Source organism: Helicobacter apodemus (assembly GCF_003097575.1).
Lineage (GTDB): Bacteria > Campylobacterota > Campylobacteria > Campylobacterales > Helicobacteraceae > Helicobacter_D > Helicobacter_D apodemus.
On record NZ_CP021886.1, the window covers coordinates 1,068,530 to 1,083,610 of the forward strand.

A 15,081-nucleotide genomic window follows, 5' to 3' on the forward strand; every position below is an offset into this window, starting at 1 on the left:
ATGAAAAATCAAGCAGCAAACCTAGAAGATCTAGTAGCAAAAGAAAAAAAGTCTCATACAAACTTTGTCGCCATCACAAGTGGAAAAGGCGGAGTTGGCAAATCCACCTTTAGTGCAAATCTAGCCTATAAACTTTGGCAATTAGGTTTTAAAGTAGGGGTTTTTGACGCAGATATTGGGCTTGCAAACTTAGATATTATCTTTGGTGTTCGCTGTGAGAAAAATCTCTTACATGTCTTAAAAAATCAAGCAAAGCTTAAAGATATTCTTATCCCTATAGAACACAATCTATATTTAATACCCGGAGATTCAGGGGCTGATATTTTTCGCTACAAAAGTGAATTTATGTTTGAAACTTTTATCGAAGATTCCGCACTTTTAGACCATTTAGATTTTGTGCTTATTGATACAGGAGCAGGGATTGGGGAATACACACAAACCTTTTTACACAATAGCGATGATATTATTGTCTTAACCATTCCAGACCCAGCAGCTATCACGGATGCCTATGCGACTATCAAACTAGCGGCTAATTTTCAAAAAAGAATCTTTATGTTAATTAATATGGCAAAAAACCAAGAGGAATCTTTGAGTATTTTTGAAAAAATCCAAAAAATCGCAAAGCATAATATTCAAAATATCAATTTAGAACTGCTCGGTAAAATTACTAAAAATCCACTAATTAACCATTATAGTAAAAATCGTGGAATATTTGTAAAAGAAGAACCAAATTGCAATCCCTCCTTAGAAATTGAAGAAATCGCAAGATCTCTTGCTAAAAAAATGGAACGAAATGTGCTAGTGCAAGAAGACAAAAGATTTGGCAAATTCTTTAAAAAAATTTTAGGACATTTTTAATTTAGGAGCAAAATACCAATGACGCTAAGAATGGATAATTTTTTAAGCTTTGCTGTTGTCTCTGGATTTTTTATAGGGCTTTTATTATCCTTTATAAAATTTGATGAGCCAGAGATGATTGTAGCAGGAACTTTAATCTCTACAATCGGGTTTTATCTAATTTTCCTTTTAAGCGCATCTTTATGTGTAAAATTCTTTAACCAAGATCCAAAAATTACCCAAAAGCCCTCTTACAATCGTCTTTTAGAAGAATATATTGAGGAATTTGATAAACGTGAGAAAATCACCAACAAAATACGAAGCTTCTTAAGGACAATGGAAAAAACATTAAAAGAAGAAGACATTGATGATGCTCCAAAATCTAAGCAAAAGAATACCTATGCTAAAAACTTCTAATGGCTACCAAAGCACGATTAAACAAAATCAAGATAATTTAGCATTAGATTACCTCCCAGCCCTTAAAGCTCTTGCTTTTCGGCTAAAAGAACGCTTACCTGCAAATGTGGAATTTTCTGACCTTATATCCATAGGCACTGAAGAGCTTATAAAACTTGCAAGAAAATACGACAAAAATATCAATGATTCCTTTTGGGGTTATGCAAGACCTAGAGTCTATGGTGCAATGCTTGATTACCTAAGAAGTCTTGATTATGTAGGAAGACATACAAGAAGCTTGATACGAAAAATCGATAAAGAAATAACAAAATACTACAATGACTACCAAGAAGAACCGGATAATACTTACTTAAGTAAAATATTAGGTGAAGAAGAAGAGAAAATCAAAGAAGCAAGAAATGCTAGTGAAATTTATGGGGTTTTACCCCTTGATGAGCAATTAAGCGGACAACAAGAGGATAGAACTTATAACAAAATTGAAAAAGAAGAGCTTATAGAAATTATCCAAGAAATTTTAGAAAAAGCCTCCAAACAAGAGCAGCTCTTAATCCAACTCTACTATTATGAAGAACTAAATTTCAAAGAAATTAGCGAGATTTTAGAGCTTAGCGAATCTAGAGTCTCCCAAATCCATAGATCCATAGTTAGGAAGATTCGCCAACACCTTGAACAAAGGGGGATAAATGGCTGATATATTAAGTCAAGAAGAAATTGACGCCCTTTTAGAAGTCGTTGATGATGACGCAGATGAAACAGAGGAAACAATAGAGAAACCAACAATTTCTCACCAAAGACAAATTACACTTTATGATTTCAAACGTCCAAATCGTGTAAGCAAAGAACAGCTAAGAGCCTTTAGGGGATTCACGACAAAATGGCAAGAGCACTCTCTAGCCAAATTTCTGCAATTATGCGCTCCATCGTTGAAATCCAGCTCCATAGTGTGGATCAAATGACTTATGGAGAATTTTTAATGAGCTTACCAAGCCCTACAAGTTTCAATGTCTTTTCTATGAAACCCCTTGATGGCACAGGAGTTTTAGAAATTAACCCTAGCATTGCATTTTCTATGATTGATAGGCTCTTAGGTGGCAAAGGAGACCCTTATGAATCCACGCGTGAGTTTAGCGATATTGAATTAAACTTACTAGATACAATTTTACGCCAAATGATGCAAACCCTAAAAGACGCTTGGGGACCCATAACAGAGATTTTTCCCACCGTAGATGTTAAAGAATCTAGCCCAAATGTTGTCCAAATTGTCGCACAAAATGAAATCGTTATTATGGTGGTAATGGAGATTATCATAGGACATAGTAGTGGGATGATGAATCTTTGCTATCCTGTAATATCCTTAGAATCCATCCTCTCGCGTCTTGCAAGTCGTGATATTATGTTAAGCGAAACAAGCTCTAAAAAATCCAGAAACAAAGAGCTCCAAGCCCTACTTGGTGGAGCCAAGGTAAATGTTACCGCAATGTTAGGGGAGACAAAGCTTATGGTAAAAGAAATTTTAGATTTAGAAGTGAATGATATTATTAGGCTTGATAGACCAGCAGATGATACAGTAATTATCAATGTCGATGGTAGAGAGAAATTCCTAGCAAGTATTGGGTTACACCGCTACCGCAAAACTATTGAAATTAAAGAAATGATTAAAACAGAAAAAGATCTAGTTAAAGAAATCCTTGAAATGCTTGAAATACAACGCAAATCAAGAGCTAATGAAATAGAAGATGATTAAAAGGAGGGATTATGCTAAAAGACTTTTTAAAACTCATTATTCAAGAAAGTATCTCCACCATTGAGGGATTATTAGGGCAAGCCCCTGATATTCATCATATAGAAACACAAGATGGCAAAAAAGATGATTTTAAGCCCCCTCTTGCAAAGATTAGTATCCAAACCCAAGATGCCTCTTTAGCCCTATTCATATCTGCCAAAGCAGGAACTGCCCTAGCAGATATGATGTTAGGGGGAGAGGGAGAATCCAAAGAAACAATGGAAAGCGATGATTTAGACGCAACAAAAGAAATCGCTTCAAATATCTTTGGGGCAATTTCTACTTCACTAAGCGGGCAAAAAGAGCTCCCCAAGTTAAGCTTCACCATTAATAATATAGAGTTTATCGCAGAGGGGGATTTAGGGCTTGATAATTACCAAGGTTTCTACACCTTTGCGTTTAATGTAGGAAATATCCAAGATTATTTATATTTTGCACTCTCTCCCGCTTTTGAAAAACTTTTTAACCCTAATGAGCAATCCACTCCGCAAGCTATTCCTAATGATAATAGCCATAATTCTGTTACTTTAAATAATACAGAGATGAAAAATATGAGTATGCTTCTTGATATAAGATTAGACATAAAAGTCCGAATAGGGAAGAAAAAAATGCTCTTAAAAGATGTTATCGCTATGGATATAGGAAGTGTTGTAGAGCTTAACCAACTAGCTAATGACCCTCTGGAAGTGCTAGTAGATGAGAAAGTTATCGCAAAAGGCGAAGTGGTAATTGTGGATGGAAACTTTGGTATCCAAATCACAGAAATTGCTCCCCAAAAAGATAGGATTGAGCAATTATTAACTAATTAAAATCCCTAGAAAAATAATATATTTATACTATATAAGTGTATAAATCCTACTCTATCTATGTATTTTACGATGTTTATCGGTTATACACGATTTATACAAATTATACACTTTTAGAAAGAGAAAAAGGAAAAATTAAGAATAAAAGAGGTTTGAAATAAGAGAAAGTAATAAATTCTAGGGGTATAAAGAATTAGAAAGTAAGTTTTAATATAAAAAGAGATTCTACTAGAGCTAATATACTAAAACCACTTCCGCTTAAAGTGGCTTTAGATTTGCAAGGGATTTAAGGCTTTTATAAGCGGAAGTGGCATAAGATTAGAATGTTTTAATTATGTTGTTGCTTTAGACTAGCATTTTATAGCTAGAATAAGCAGCAGAATCACGACTAAGACAATTGTAATTTCTGCCATTAGACCTCCTTTTAAGAAAGCCTAACCTTAAATCCACATATATTATATAAGCTTTTTACTTTAAAAGTCCTTATTAATCCCTATTTTTAGGTATTTTCAAGAGGTAAACACCTTTTTGAATTATAATCTTACAGCCACAATCCCAATAAAAAATCAAAGCCATTATTTAAACGATTATTAAAAAAAATTAGGAAAAAGAAATTTAAGTTAAAGTTAAGTATATATAAAAAATTTTAAAGAAAAAATTAAGCTTTGGAGTAAAGCCAATCTACCTTTTAACAACACCATAGTTATATATTGTAAATTTGCTTTTTGCTCTGCTTTTAATGAATTGCTTAATTCTATAAACTCACCCCACCCCCTTTTTAAAAGCTAAAAATTAATGCAATGAATAATCCTCTTTACTTAAATCAAAGTTTAAATTTTATGCTATACTAGAAATGTTAAAAATAACTTATGACAAATACATAGTAAAAATGCCTAAATCTCCTAATATAATATATATTAGGGGGGGGGGGGCAAAAAAGGAGAAATTATGAGTAATAAATCTTTTTATGTAAGCCCTATTATAAATTCTGGGGGGGGGGGGCAATAATACTCCTATAGAGACTATCAAGGTTAATGTTAAAGATTATGTTTTAAACTTAGATTTTAAGAGTAATGTTAAAACATTAGATTCTCAAAGTTTTTATTCTAAGACTTCTAAACTTTTAAATCCTAAAGTCTTAGATTCTAAAAGTAATCCTAAACCTTTAGATTCTCAAAGTTTAATCTCTCAATTATTTAATCCTAAGTTTTTAGATTCTAATTCTAATCTTAAACCTCTATACTCTAGGATTAATGTTAAAATAGATTCTAATTGCTTAGAATCTAATGTTTATAAAGATAGTCTTAAGTTTTTAGATTCTAAATTAGAATCTAAAAAATCTATAAAGATAAAATCTAATATGAATCCTAATGCTTTAGAATCTAAAAGTAATGTTAAATCTAAAGCATTAAAGTTTAATTCCTTTGATTCTAATCTTAAGAATCCTAAATGCCTTAATTATTCTTTATTGCCAAGCTCTACTTTATTTTTAAGTTTAAGTGTAATAAGTGTTTTAAATACTACTCCTTTAAGTGCAGCTCAAAGCTGGACTACACAAGGAACTAGTATTAGTATTAATAATACTGGAACTATTGATACAATAGATACTAACTCTACAGGAAGTGTTATAGCTAATACAGGAACAACCTATAATGATTTAGTAATTGATAATGGAGTAACACTTCAAAATACCAATAATAGAACTAACCAATTTAATGCTATTGATATAAACAAAGGTGCTACGATAGGGAGTATTCATAATAAAGGAACTATAAGTGCTACAGGAACTATGAATAATATTGGATATGGTATGTATATCCAAAGTGGTTCTAAAGTAGGGACTTTTATTAATGAAGGAAGCATTAATACTAAAAATTTTGCTATTCAACTTAAACAAGGAACCATTGATAACTTTCAAAATAAAGGAACTATTACTTCTGCAGAGACAAAGAATTCTTATGGTGTTGTTTTACACGTTTCTAAGATAGAAACTTTTAGTAATAGTGGGAGTATTATAACTAAAGGAACTCTTAGTAAAGATGCAGTGTTTGTTAATACAGCTACGATAGAGACTTTTAGTAATAGTGGGAGTATTAAGAGTGAGGGGAATAATAGTGTAGGGATTAATATCTTAGTGGGGAGTAGTATAAGTAATTTTGAGAATAAAGGGACGATAGAGGGTCAAGGTGATAGTATATGGTTACAAACGAGCACTATAAAAACCTTTGTTAATAACACTCAAGGAATATTAAAAGGTAAAGCAGGGATACATATATGGGGTTCCACTATTGAAAACTTAACCAATAAAGGAACCATAGAATCTACAGGAACAAATACATCAGTATCAGAACTTGTATGGAATGGAGGAATTGTTGCTACCGCTTATGATCATACACAACCACATATCAAAACTCTCACCAATGAGGGAGTGATTAAAGCAAAGAATAATGGTATTTTCTATGAAACAGGGGCTAAGATAGAAACTTTTATCAATAAAGGCACGATTGAAGCAGAACAATATGGGATTTATATTAAAAAATCTTATTATCAATTAAATGATGGTGAGATAGGCAAAATCATCTTAGAAGATGGTAGTGTAACGGAGGGGAAAGCAGGAGGGATTAGTCTTGATATTGACGATGGCACAGGCAAAAAAACAACCATAGCAGGCATAGAAGTTAAAAAAGGAGCAACACTAAAAAGTGAGAATGCAGCTATTGCAGTAGCCCCTAATAATCATATCACAGGAGATATTAATATTGCAGGAAAGATAGAAGCAAAAACTGGTATTTCTAATGCGGGGATTATTAGTGCAAATATTAGCTCTAGTAGTGATTCTCCTTTAATGATTGCAAATACAGGGAATGCAAACATTACAGGTAATATTAGCTCTAGTGGAAGTGGAGGATTAAATCTCTCTAATTCTGGAAGTGGAAATATAGGGGGAAATATTATTGCAAGTGGAAGTGGTAAAGTTAGTATTGAAAATAAAGGAACTGCAACGATAGCAGGAAGTATTAGTGCAAGTGATAGTGTAGCTTTAAGTATTACAAACTCTGATGATGCAAAGATTAATAAAGGCATTACTCTCTCAGGGGATGCACAATTAAGTATTAGTAATACAGGAAGTATTGGTAAAAATGATAAGGGGGAGAACATTACCAATAATAGTTCTGGTAGAGTTACTATTAAAGATTGGGTTATTACTAATACAGGAGGTAAATTAGATACACTAACCATAGCAGGAAGTAATACAAATGGCGTAAAGATTGATAAAATTATTATTGAACAAGGGGGATTAGATTTAAACCAACTTGATAATCTTAGTAATGTAGTTTCAGGAATCCCTACTAAGAATATAAGCTCTATTGTTACTAATGGTTCAGGAGATTTAAGTTTAAGTTATGACCCCATTAGTGGTTTATTAAGTAGTAGTGTAGATTTAAATGCAGGTATAGCAGGAGCTACTTATAGGAACTTAATGAATAATGCTATAAGAAGGAGTGCTTTTATTGATTCTGTAGTGGGTAATTCTATGAAAAGCCTAAGTAATATGTTTAATACTCCTTCAGCCTCTGTAGTCTCTTCTTTTGAAGATAGGGATATTTATTATGCTGATCTCTCCTCTTTAGTCTCTAGTGATATTTTATTCTCTTCAAAAGAAAGCAAAAAACATTCTTTATTCTTTCTTCCTTATCATTCCTACCAAAAAACAGAACTTTCTTTAGGGGAATATAGTAAAGGGAATATTAATGGGATAATTACAGGATATAGCACAAAGATTAATAATGCTTTACATGGAATATATATAGGTTATGAAAAGATTAATATGCAATCTAGGTATTTTGATATAAACAATAAGGCTTATTATACAGGATTGAAGTATTTTAATAATTTCTATGCTTTAGATGAAAATAAAGAAATCTATATAAAGCTAGATAGTAAATTCACCTTTATTAATAATGATTTAACGAAAAAGATAAGTGATAATCTAGCTAAGGCTAATCCTAAGACTTATGGTTATGCAGCAACAGCTTCTATAGGGATAAACTTCATACAAGGGGATAATGTTTTCTCTCCAGAGATTAGTGCTGCTTATGAGGGAGGTTATACACAATCTTATAGTATGGAAGATATACAAGGGAGTGCTACTGTAAAAGGGGGAGAGAGGTATTATGTCAATAAGCTTAATCTCTTTAGTGCAAAAACAGGATTTAGTTGGTATAGGGATTGGCATCCTCATTTTAAAACTTTAGCTGAAGGGGGAGTGAAGATTAATATTAATCCTTTAACCACTTCTTCTGCTAGATTTGGGACAATCTATGCTAAGGATTCTTATCTTTTACCTAGAGTTAGTGAGTTTATAGGAGCTTCTTTTATTATTCCTTTAAATAGTGCTTTTTATCTTTCTTTAAACTATACAGGGAATTTTGATAAAAATGGGGTTATGCATACAGGATATACGAAGTTTAATTATATGTGGTAGGGGATAATCCTTTAAATAATGGTAAAATACCCCCTATAAACAAATCTAGTCTTTGGCGAGTTTCAATATAGATTAAAACTAGAATAAAATTTAATGTAAGGAGAATATGATATAGCACTTGTTTTAGCTAATAGGACGGATGGGAGTGGTTCAAGGTTAAATGCTTTATATATTGCACAATATTTAGGAGATTTATCTTACGCAAAAATTTTATGGAAAGGTATTTAATAAGCTTCAATGAAAGAAGCGATTTTAAACCCTTAGAAGCCAAAGAATTAGGATTTAGTCATATGCTAGACTTTAGCGAAATAACCAAAGCAGTGTTAAATAAGCTTGGATTTGATAGAGAAGAGGCTTTAATCTTTAAGCTAGATAAAGAATCAAGAGTTTATTATCAAAGATGGTTCAATGAATACTCACAAACTGCTTATGAGACAGAATCAGATGAAGAGCTAACGACAAGTTATCGCTTAAGCACCTATGCTCTAAAAATTGCTCTAATTAGTCAAATCTTTAATGAGACTAGCAAAGGGATAAATATTTGCAGTATTAAGCCAGAAATCAAGCTTGAATATTTGCAAGAAGCGATTTATATTATTTCCCTTTTTAGAGAAGAAAGCGATAAGCTTTTAAAGTGTTTGAAAGAAAACAACAAGATACACTTTAAAATAGATTCCATAGAGGAGAAACTCATAAAGAAAATTGAAGCTTCACCTACTAAAGAAATTACAAGAAGTCAAGCATTAAATATTCGTGGTATGAGTGCTGAAATCTTAGATGAGATATTAGAGAATAGAATCGTAAAAAAGAAAAAAAATAATAGCAAAAAGCCACAAGAAATATTATATTTATAACCACAGGTTAAATCCATCTTGGACCCAGCAAAAGCTGGGCTAAAGCTTAATAAGCCTTGACAGCAATTATACAAAGTAGTATAATCGCAACCAAGATGAATTTCGTAGCTTTCATCTTAGCTCCTTTAGGGGCATAGATTTTGCCACAGGGGGTAGAGAGCCTGTGGCAATTACCCCACAAAATTATACTTTAACTTCTATAAAAAACTTGCACAAACTACATTTAATTGTTTAATTACCAAATAAAAAATCTAGAATAAATTATACACTTGTATAAATTTATACACTCTCTGTATAATTTATTAAAAAAATACAAAAATCTTGAAAGTGCCTATTTACCGATATTTTATACAAATAAAGAAAAAAATCTATATTTTCTCTGTATAAGTGTATAATTTATTATCTAGCCTCGTATTTTACGATATTTATTGATTATACAAAAATTATACAATTTATACATTTGTATAAATATTTATACATTTATACACTTTTTATAAAGAAAGAGGAAAATTAAAATACCTCCCTAAATAATTTGTAAAAGTCGCTTGAAGCTAAAATATATTTTAAGTGAAAATTAAGACTTCAATGTTTCACACAAGGAGATTTTTAACCTTTCAAATGATAGGAACTAATTATACAAAATACACCCCCCCCCGTATGTATTATTCTTAAAAAATCTTTAATCCCTTATATTAATAGTTTGAAAAATCCTATTAATACAAAAACCACCCCCTGCTATATACAAAAAATTTCAAAGAAAAAATGAGCTTTTTTAGCTTGTTAAAGAATGATTTAAGATTCTACATTTAATGGAAAATACAAAGAATCTGCGATTACTTACGCCCAAACCACCATTGAATCCAAAGCGTAATTTACGCCCAAGCAACAAACCAACCCCTGCTGTAATGCTTAACCTCACAGCCCGCTACGCGGTCTGTTCGGGCTACAGAGCCCTGCGGTCTCTTACGCAATAGCACGAGTCAAAGTCTCGTGCTTGTAACTCACGCAACTAGATTGCGTTCGTAGTGATGAGTCTTGCAGTCTCATCACTTTACGCAGAGCCAAGGTCTCTGCTGATTGCTATGCTACCCTATGGGGTCGCCTCGCTTCTGCCTTACAAGTAAGGTGTTACTATCTAAGGCAGTCGTGCTACGCACTTGCACGAGGCGATAGCATAGCGATTTAACGCCACGCCACTAGGGCACGCTGCTGCTAACGCCGTGGCGTGGCAAGGAGCTACGCTCCCTTTAACACAGTGCGTTTTTTAGAATCTACGCTATAAAATGCAAATTAAAAGCATAAACGCTTTGTAAATTTGCATTTTGCCACGCACCGAGCTACTTTTAATCGGATAAATTTAAGTCAAAGCTTTTTCGCCCTTATTCCCCCTTATCCCCTCTCAAACTCTCCCCTAAATCCCCCTTTTAATCCCATATTTTCGCTGATAGCTTTTTGCATAATTTGTTTTTATAGACAAGCTATAAAAACGCAAAAACTATCGCTCAAATATTTTGGTTGGAGGGAACTTGAGAGGGGGTTTAAGGGAGAAAATTCTAAGGGCTTAGGTTAGCAAATTCACCCTCCGCCCTCTTTGCTAACCACGCTTTGCAATGCTAAAGCATTGTAGGATAAAATAAATTAAAGGGACATTTTATAGAGTTTTTTACGCTCACTAGAACTTGCGATATTGAGTTGGGCTCTGTATTTTGTGATAGTTCGACGCACTATTTTAATGTCAAATTTTTCTTCGATAAGTTTTAGGATTTTTGTATCACTTAAGGGCTTTTGTTTATTTTCCTTTCTAACTAAATCCGCTACAAAATCCTTAATAGTAACATTAGCTATTTCTTCATCAATAGCGGTAGCAAAAAATACTTTAAGCGGGAATATGCCACGGGAGCATTCTAGAAATTTATTAGAAATTGCTCTTGAAATAGTGCTTGGGGCGTGTCCAAATTCTTGGGCTAAATCTTTAAGTTTCATCGGTTTTATTTCTCCCCCTGTGAAAAACTCATATTGGTATTCTACAATCATAATGCCAATTTTATAAAGCGTTGCTTTTCGCATCTCTAGTGCATCTACCAAATCTCTAGCCTCTTTGGTTTTTATTTTAATAAATTCTTCTTTGGCTTTGAGATTTTTTTCTTTATGGAGATTTATTTCAATACCTGGATAATATTTTTCATTGATTTGCACTTGAATATTATTAGATTCTTGTCGGATTAAAATATCAGGAATAATCACTGCTTCTTTTTCATAAAAATCTAGTGCGGGAGGGTTTTTGAAGCTTTGAATTACACGCATAGCCTCTTTGTAAAGGCATTCGTCTTTAAAGTGAATATGATGTTCTAAATCTTCTAAGATTTTTGAGCAAAGTTCAAAAATTTCAGATTTTATATCCATATTATCTAGTTGAAAGTAAAAGGATTCTTTTAAATTTTTTGCCCCAATTCCTGGTGGGTCAAGATAGGCAAAACGTTTGCGGATTTTTTCTATTTCTTCACTGCTGCAGCGACATTCTTTAGCCATATTTTCAATATCACCTTCAAAATACCCTTCCTCATTAAGGTTTTCTATGATTTTTAGGGCGATATTTTGTGAAGTTTGTGTGGGGAAAAGAGGGGGAATAATTTGTGCTAATAAGCTCTCTTCTAAGCTCTCCTCTTGGATACAAAAATTTTCAATACTATCACTTAATCCCCCTCCTTGTCCTGCTCTAGAACCTTTTGGGAGATTTCTATTTTTTTTGTAAGAGGAGAAGTTATTAGTTATTTTTGATTTTATATCAAAATAAGGATTGTCTTTTGCAAACTCTCCTAAGGTTTCCTCTAAATCTTGCATACCACTTTGCAAAATAGGTAACCAGCTTTTTAACGTGGAGGAGAGTTTGCTTTTAAGTGTCGTAGAAGCTTGGGTTTTTAATTTCATATTTTGAAATTTTCTCCTAGATAATGCTTCCTAACGAGTTCATTAGTATGAATCTCCTCTGAATTGCCACTTGCTAAAAGTTTCCCTTTATTAATCACATAAGCCCTGTCGCAAACACTCAGTGTTTCACGCACATTATGATCGGTGATTAAAACCCCTATTTTAAAGGTTAAAAGTTTTTTAATAATATTTTGTATATCTAAAACTGCAATAGGATCAACCCCCGCAAAAGGTTCATCTAATAAAATAAATTTTGGTTTTTTAATAAGTGCCCTTGCAATCTCTACTCTTCTTCGCTCTCCACCGCTTAAGTTAATGCCTTTGCGGTATCTTATAGGTTCGATGTTAAAAGTCTCTAAGAGTTCCTCTATCCGCTTAATTCTGTCTTTTTCTCTTGGAATAGATATTTCTGCGGCAATCCTTAGGTTTTCCTCTACGCTTAAGTCTTTAAAAACGCTACTTTCTTGAGGGAGATATCCAATACCTAATTTAGCCCTTTGGTGCAAACTTAGATGGGTAATTTCCTCATCATTTAAAAATACTCCTCCAACATCTGGGGATAAAAGCCCGCAAATGATATAAAAACTTGTTGTTTTTCCCGCCCCATTAGGTCCTAATAAACCTACAATTTCGCCGCTTTTTACTCTCACGGAGATATTAGAGATAATTTTTGTTTTTTTAATAATTTTAGATAGTTGCCTAGCTTCTAGTTTATACATAAATTTGGTATTCCCTTTCATCTTTTTGGGGTAAAATCTTAATAGTTGTAAAGCTTATTCCGACTTCTTGCAGTATTTTAGCTAATTTTTCATCCCCCATTCTACAAAATGCCAACCTTCTTTTTCAATCTCCTCTAAAAATCCTAGCTCTAAAAGACTTTGCAAATCTTTTTGGTAAATATCATAATGGTAAATTTGATGGTCATATTCTTGTTTTATTAAAAAAGTTGGTGAAGTAACAAGACTTGTGCTTCCTAGATACTCTGCTATGGCTTTGATTAGAGTTGTTTTGCCGCTTGCTAAATTCCCCTCTAAAAGATAAATTCCTTTTTTGTTTTGAATTGCTAGGCTTTCAGCAAGCTTTGTAAGTTCATTTTCTTTTAGAGTGAGTGAAGTTAAGAGTTGCATAGATTTTCTTCTTTAGGGCGGACTTTGATTTGTCTAATTTCTAGTAATTCTTTTACATTTTTTAGAAGCGGAGTTTCTAGGGCTTGTGTAACTTCTGCTTTGGGGTCATTTGCCATAGAAGTTTTGGGGTTTTGTTGGGGGGTTGTAGGATTAGTGGTATGGGGGGAGGTAGTATCTAGGCTTGTAACATTGGGATTAACGGGCGTAGTTTCTTGGGTTTTAGAAGATTCTTCTTTACTTAGGGATTTAATTTGCGTTTGTAAGCCAAAAATCTCTAAAACGAGATTTTTAATAATAGAATAACTATTTCTTAATCGTTCTTTGTCAGCATCTTTTGCTTTGCTCTCCCATACTAGAAGATTATTATCAAAGGATATAAAAGTAATATTTCTTTCAAAGCACTCCCCTAAGTCATAATTCCTCTCATAGATTTTTTGAAGGAGTAATTGGAATAAAGAGGGGTTTTGTTTAGTTGAAGTAGGCGTTTGTGTGGGGGTAGGTGAAGGGATAGGAGAGGGGTTAGGCGATATTGGGATTTGTGGGTGTTGGTTTTTTAAGTTTTCTATGGCAATATCAATTTCTTGAATCTGCATAGCTTCTAGCATTTTAAGCAGGCTTAAAGTTAGCACAAAATTATCATCAGAGCCTAAAAAGAGGAGTTCTTTAGCTTGAGCAATAATGCGAAAAAATCTATCAATAAGTATAACATTATAAGTGCTATCACTTTTTAAGAGTTTATCTTTAAGAAAAATACTCATTTCATCTAGGAGCATTTCGCTTTCATATTCTAAAAACCCTTCCATTTCTTTAAGTAGTTTGTCTCTATCATTATTTAAGATGCATTCAAAGAGGGATTGCAGACTTTGGGGGTTGATAAGCCCTAGCATATTCGCACAGGCATTGGGGGTGATATTGTAATTAGAATAGATAATAACTTGGTCTAGGAGTGTTAATGTATCCCTTAAAGAGCCGCTTCCACTCCGTATTAGCATTTTTAAGGCTTCTTCTTCATAGGGGATACTTTCTTTTTGAAGGATGTTTTTTAAATGTTCTAAGATACTTTTATCGGAGATTCTTTTAAACCTAAAATGTTGCGTTCTGCTTAAAATCGTAGCAGGTAGCTTTAGAGGGTCTGTTGTCGCAAGGATGAATTTAACATAAGGGGGGGTTCTTCTAGGGTTTTTAAGAGAGCATTAAAGGCTTCTTTAGTTAGCATATGCACTTCATCAATGATAAAGATTTTGAATCTTCCCATATTAGGGTGGTATTTGGTTTGCTCTATAAGATCGCGAATATCATCAATTTTGCGGTTAGACGCACCATCAAGTTCAATAATATCAATGTGCCGCATTTTGTGAGGATTAGCAGCGATACAATTCGCACACTCTCCACAAGGCTTTGCCTTAGGTCCATTTTCACATTGCAAAGATCTAGCAAAGATTCTAGCACTTGAAGTTTTGCCACTTCCCCTTAATCCAGAGAATAAATAGGCGTGAGATAATCGCTTGGTATTTAAGGCTAAAGAGAGTGTTTTGCTAACAGATTCTTGCCCTACAAGTTCATCAAAATCTAAGGGGCGATATTTGAGTGCTAAAGCTTCATTGTGTTCTTGCATATTAAACCTAACTTATAAGGAAAAATTGGAGTAAATTTTACTAAAAAAACGCTAAAAATTCATTAAGAAGTTGAAATAAAATCTTAGGTTAAAGGGGTTAAAAAGAATACAGCAGAAAGAGACAATCTTAAAAAGATTGTCCCCCATAATAAAAACTTAAGAAGCTTGTTTAATTTCTTATTTAAGTTTGTAGTATTTGTTATTGTAATTTCTTATTGATGTTATCTC

General features: G+C 33.1%; 9 protein-coding genes and 2 pseudogenes. 7 read left to right on the plus strand and 4 right to left on the minus strand.

Translation table 11 applies throughout. The features are described 5' to 3' along the window. The 7 genes and pseudogenes from CDV25_RS05280 to CDV25_RS05310 all read left to right on the plus strand — a co-directional run bounded on the left by CDV25_RS05280 (window position 1) and on the right by CDV25_RS05310 (window position 9,183). Window positions 1-858: a P-loop NTPase gene (locus CDV25_RS05280; protein WP_108911064.1), complete on the plus strand. Its 858-nt coding sequence runs from the start codon at window positions 1-3 to the stop codon at window positions 856-858. An 18-nt stretch (window positions 859-876) separates the two neighbouring features. Further along, on the plus strand, window positions 877-1,254 hold the full coding sequence (locus CDV25_RS05285) for a hypothetical protein (protein ID WP_108911065.1): 378 nt from the start codon (window positions 877-879) through the stop codon (window positions 1,252-1,254). After that, the gene (gene fliA / locus CDV25_RS05290) at window positions 1,238-1,945 is read left to right on the plus strand and encodes an RNA polymerase sigma factor FliA (protein ID WP_108911066.1); all 708 of its coding nucleotides are present in this window, start codon (window positions 1,238-1,240) and stop codon (window positions 1,943-1,945) included. The genes CDV25_RS05285 and fliA overlap by 17 nt, the downstream gene beginning before the upstream one ends. Beyond that, window positions 1,938-2,998 (plus strand): annotated as a pseudogene (gene fliM / locus CDV25_RS05295) (flagellar motor switch protein FliM). Before fliA ends, fliM begins: the two are co-directional and overlap by 8 nt. Before the next feature lie 11 nt (window positions 2,999-3,009). Then, the gene (fliY, locus tag CDV25_RS05300) at window positions 3,010-3,846 is read left to right on the plus strand and encodes a flagellar motor switch protein FliY (RefSeq protein WP_108911067.1); all 837 of its coding nucleotides are present in this window, start codon (window positions 3,010-3,012) and stop codon (window positions 3,844-3,846) included. A 1,357-nt stretch (window positions 3,847-5,203) separates the two neighbouring features. After that, complete coding sequence (locus CDV25_RS05305) at window positions 5,204-8,329, plus strand: autotransporter outer membrane beta-barrel domain-containing protein (protein ID WP_108911068.1); 3,126 nt, start codon at window positions 5,204-5,206, stop codon at window positions 8,327-8,329. A 212-nt stretch (window positions 8,330-8,541) separates the two neighbouring features. Further along, complete coding sequence (locus tag CDV25_RS05310; protein ID WP_108911069.1) at window positions 8,542-9,183, plus strand: hypothetical protein; 642 nt, start codon at window positions 8,542-8,544, stop codon at window positions 9,181-9,183. 1,638 nt (window positions 9,184-10,821) lie between these two features. Here CDV25_RS05310 and CDV25_RS05320 read toward each other — a convergent pair. The 4 genes and pseudogenes from CDV25_RS05320 to CDV25_RS10925 form a co-directional block, all read right to left on the minus strand. Beyond that, window positions 10,822-12,111: an RNA polymerase factor sigma-54 gene (locus CDV25_RS05320; RefSeq protein WP_108911071.1), complete on the minus strand. Its 1,290-nt coding sequence runs from the start codon at window positions 12,109-12,111 to the stop codon at window positions 10,822-10,824. Then, complete coding sequence (gene lptB / locus CDV25_RS05325; RefSeq protein WP_108911072.1) at window positions 12,108-12,830, minus strand: LPS export ABC transporter ATP-binding protein; 723 nt, start codon at window positions 12,828-12,830, stop codon at window positions 12,108-12,110. The genes CDV25_RS05320 and lptB overlap by 4 nt, the downstream gene beginning before the upstream one ends. Before the next feature lie 81 nt (window positions 12,831-12,911). After that, entirely contained in the window at window positions 12,912-13,238 is a 327-nt protein-coding gene (gene tsaE, locus CDV25_RS05330; RefSeq protein WP_239056310.1) for a tRNA (adenosine(37)-N6)-threonylcarbamoyltransferase complex ATPase subunit type 1 TsaE, read from the minus strand. Beyond that, a pseudogene (locus CDV25_RS10925) lies at window positions 13,226-14,853 on the minus strand (DNA polymerase III subunit gamma/tau). Before CDV25_RS10925 ends, tsaE begins: the two are co-directional and overlap by 13 nt. Window positions 14,854-15,081 lie beyond the last annotated feature (228 nt).

Excerpts from the sequence above, each read along its gene's own strand:
- CDV25_RS05280 (WP_108911064.1), top strand. The coding sequence starts at position 1 with ATGAAAAATCAAGCAGCAAACCTAGAAGATCTAGTAGCAAAAGAAAAA.
- CDV25_RS05285 (WP_108911065.1), top strand. The coding sequence starts at position 877 with ATGACGCTAAGAATGGATAATTTTTTAAGCTTTGCTGTTGTCTCTGGA.
- fliA (WP_108911066.1), top strand. The coding sequence starts at position 1,238 with ATGCTAAAAACTTCTAATGGCTACCAAAGCACGATTAAACAAAATCAA.
- fliY (WP_108911067.1), top strand. The coding sequence starts at position 3,010 with ATGCTAAAAGACTTTTTAAAACTCATTATTCAAGAAAGTATCTCCACC.
- CDV25_RS05305 (WP_108911068.1), top strand. The coding sequence starts at position 5,204 with ATGAATCCTAATGCTTTAGAATCTAAAAGTAATGTTAAATCTAAAGCA.
- CDV25_RS05310 (WP_108911069.1), top strand. The coding sequence starts at position 8,542 with ATGGAAAGGTATTTAATAAGCTTCAATGAAAGAAGCGATTTTAAACCC.
- CDV25_RS05320 (WP_108911071.1), bottom strand. The coding sequence starts at position 12,111 with ATGAAATTAAAAACCCAAGCTTCTACGACACTTAAAAGCAAACTCTCC.
- lptB (WP_108911072.1), bottom strand. The coding sequence starts at position 12,830 with ATGTATAAACTAGAAGCTAGGCAACTATCTAAAATTATTAAAAAAACA.
- tsaE (WP_239056310.1), bottom strand. The coding sequence starts at position 13,238 with ATGCAACTCTTAACTTCACTCACTCTAAAAGAAAATGAACTTACAAAG.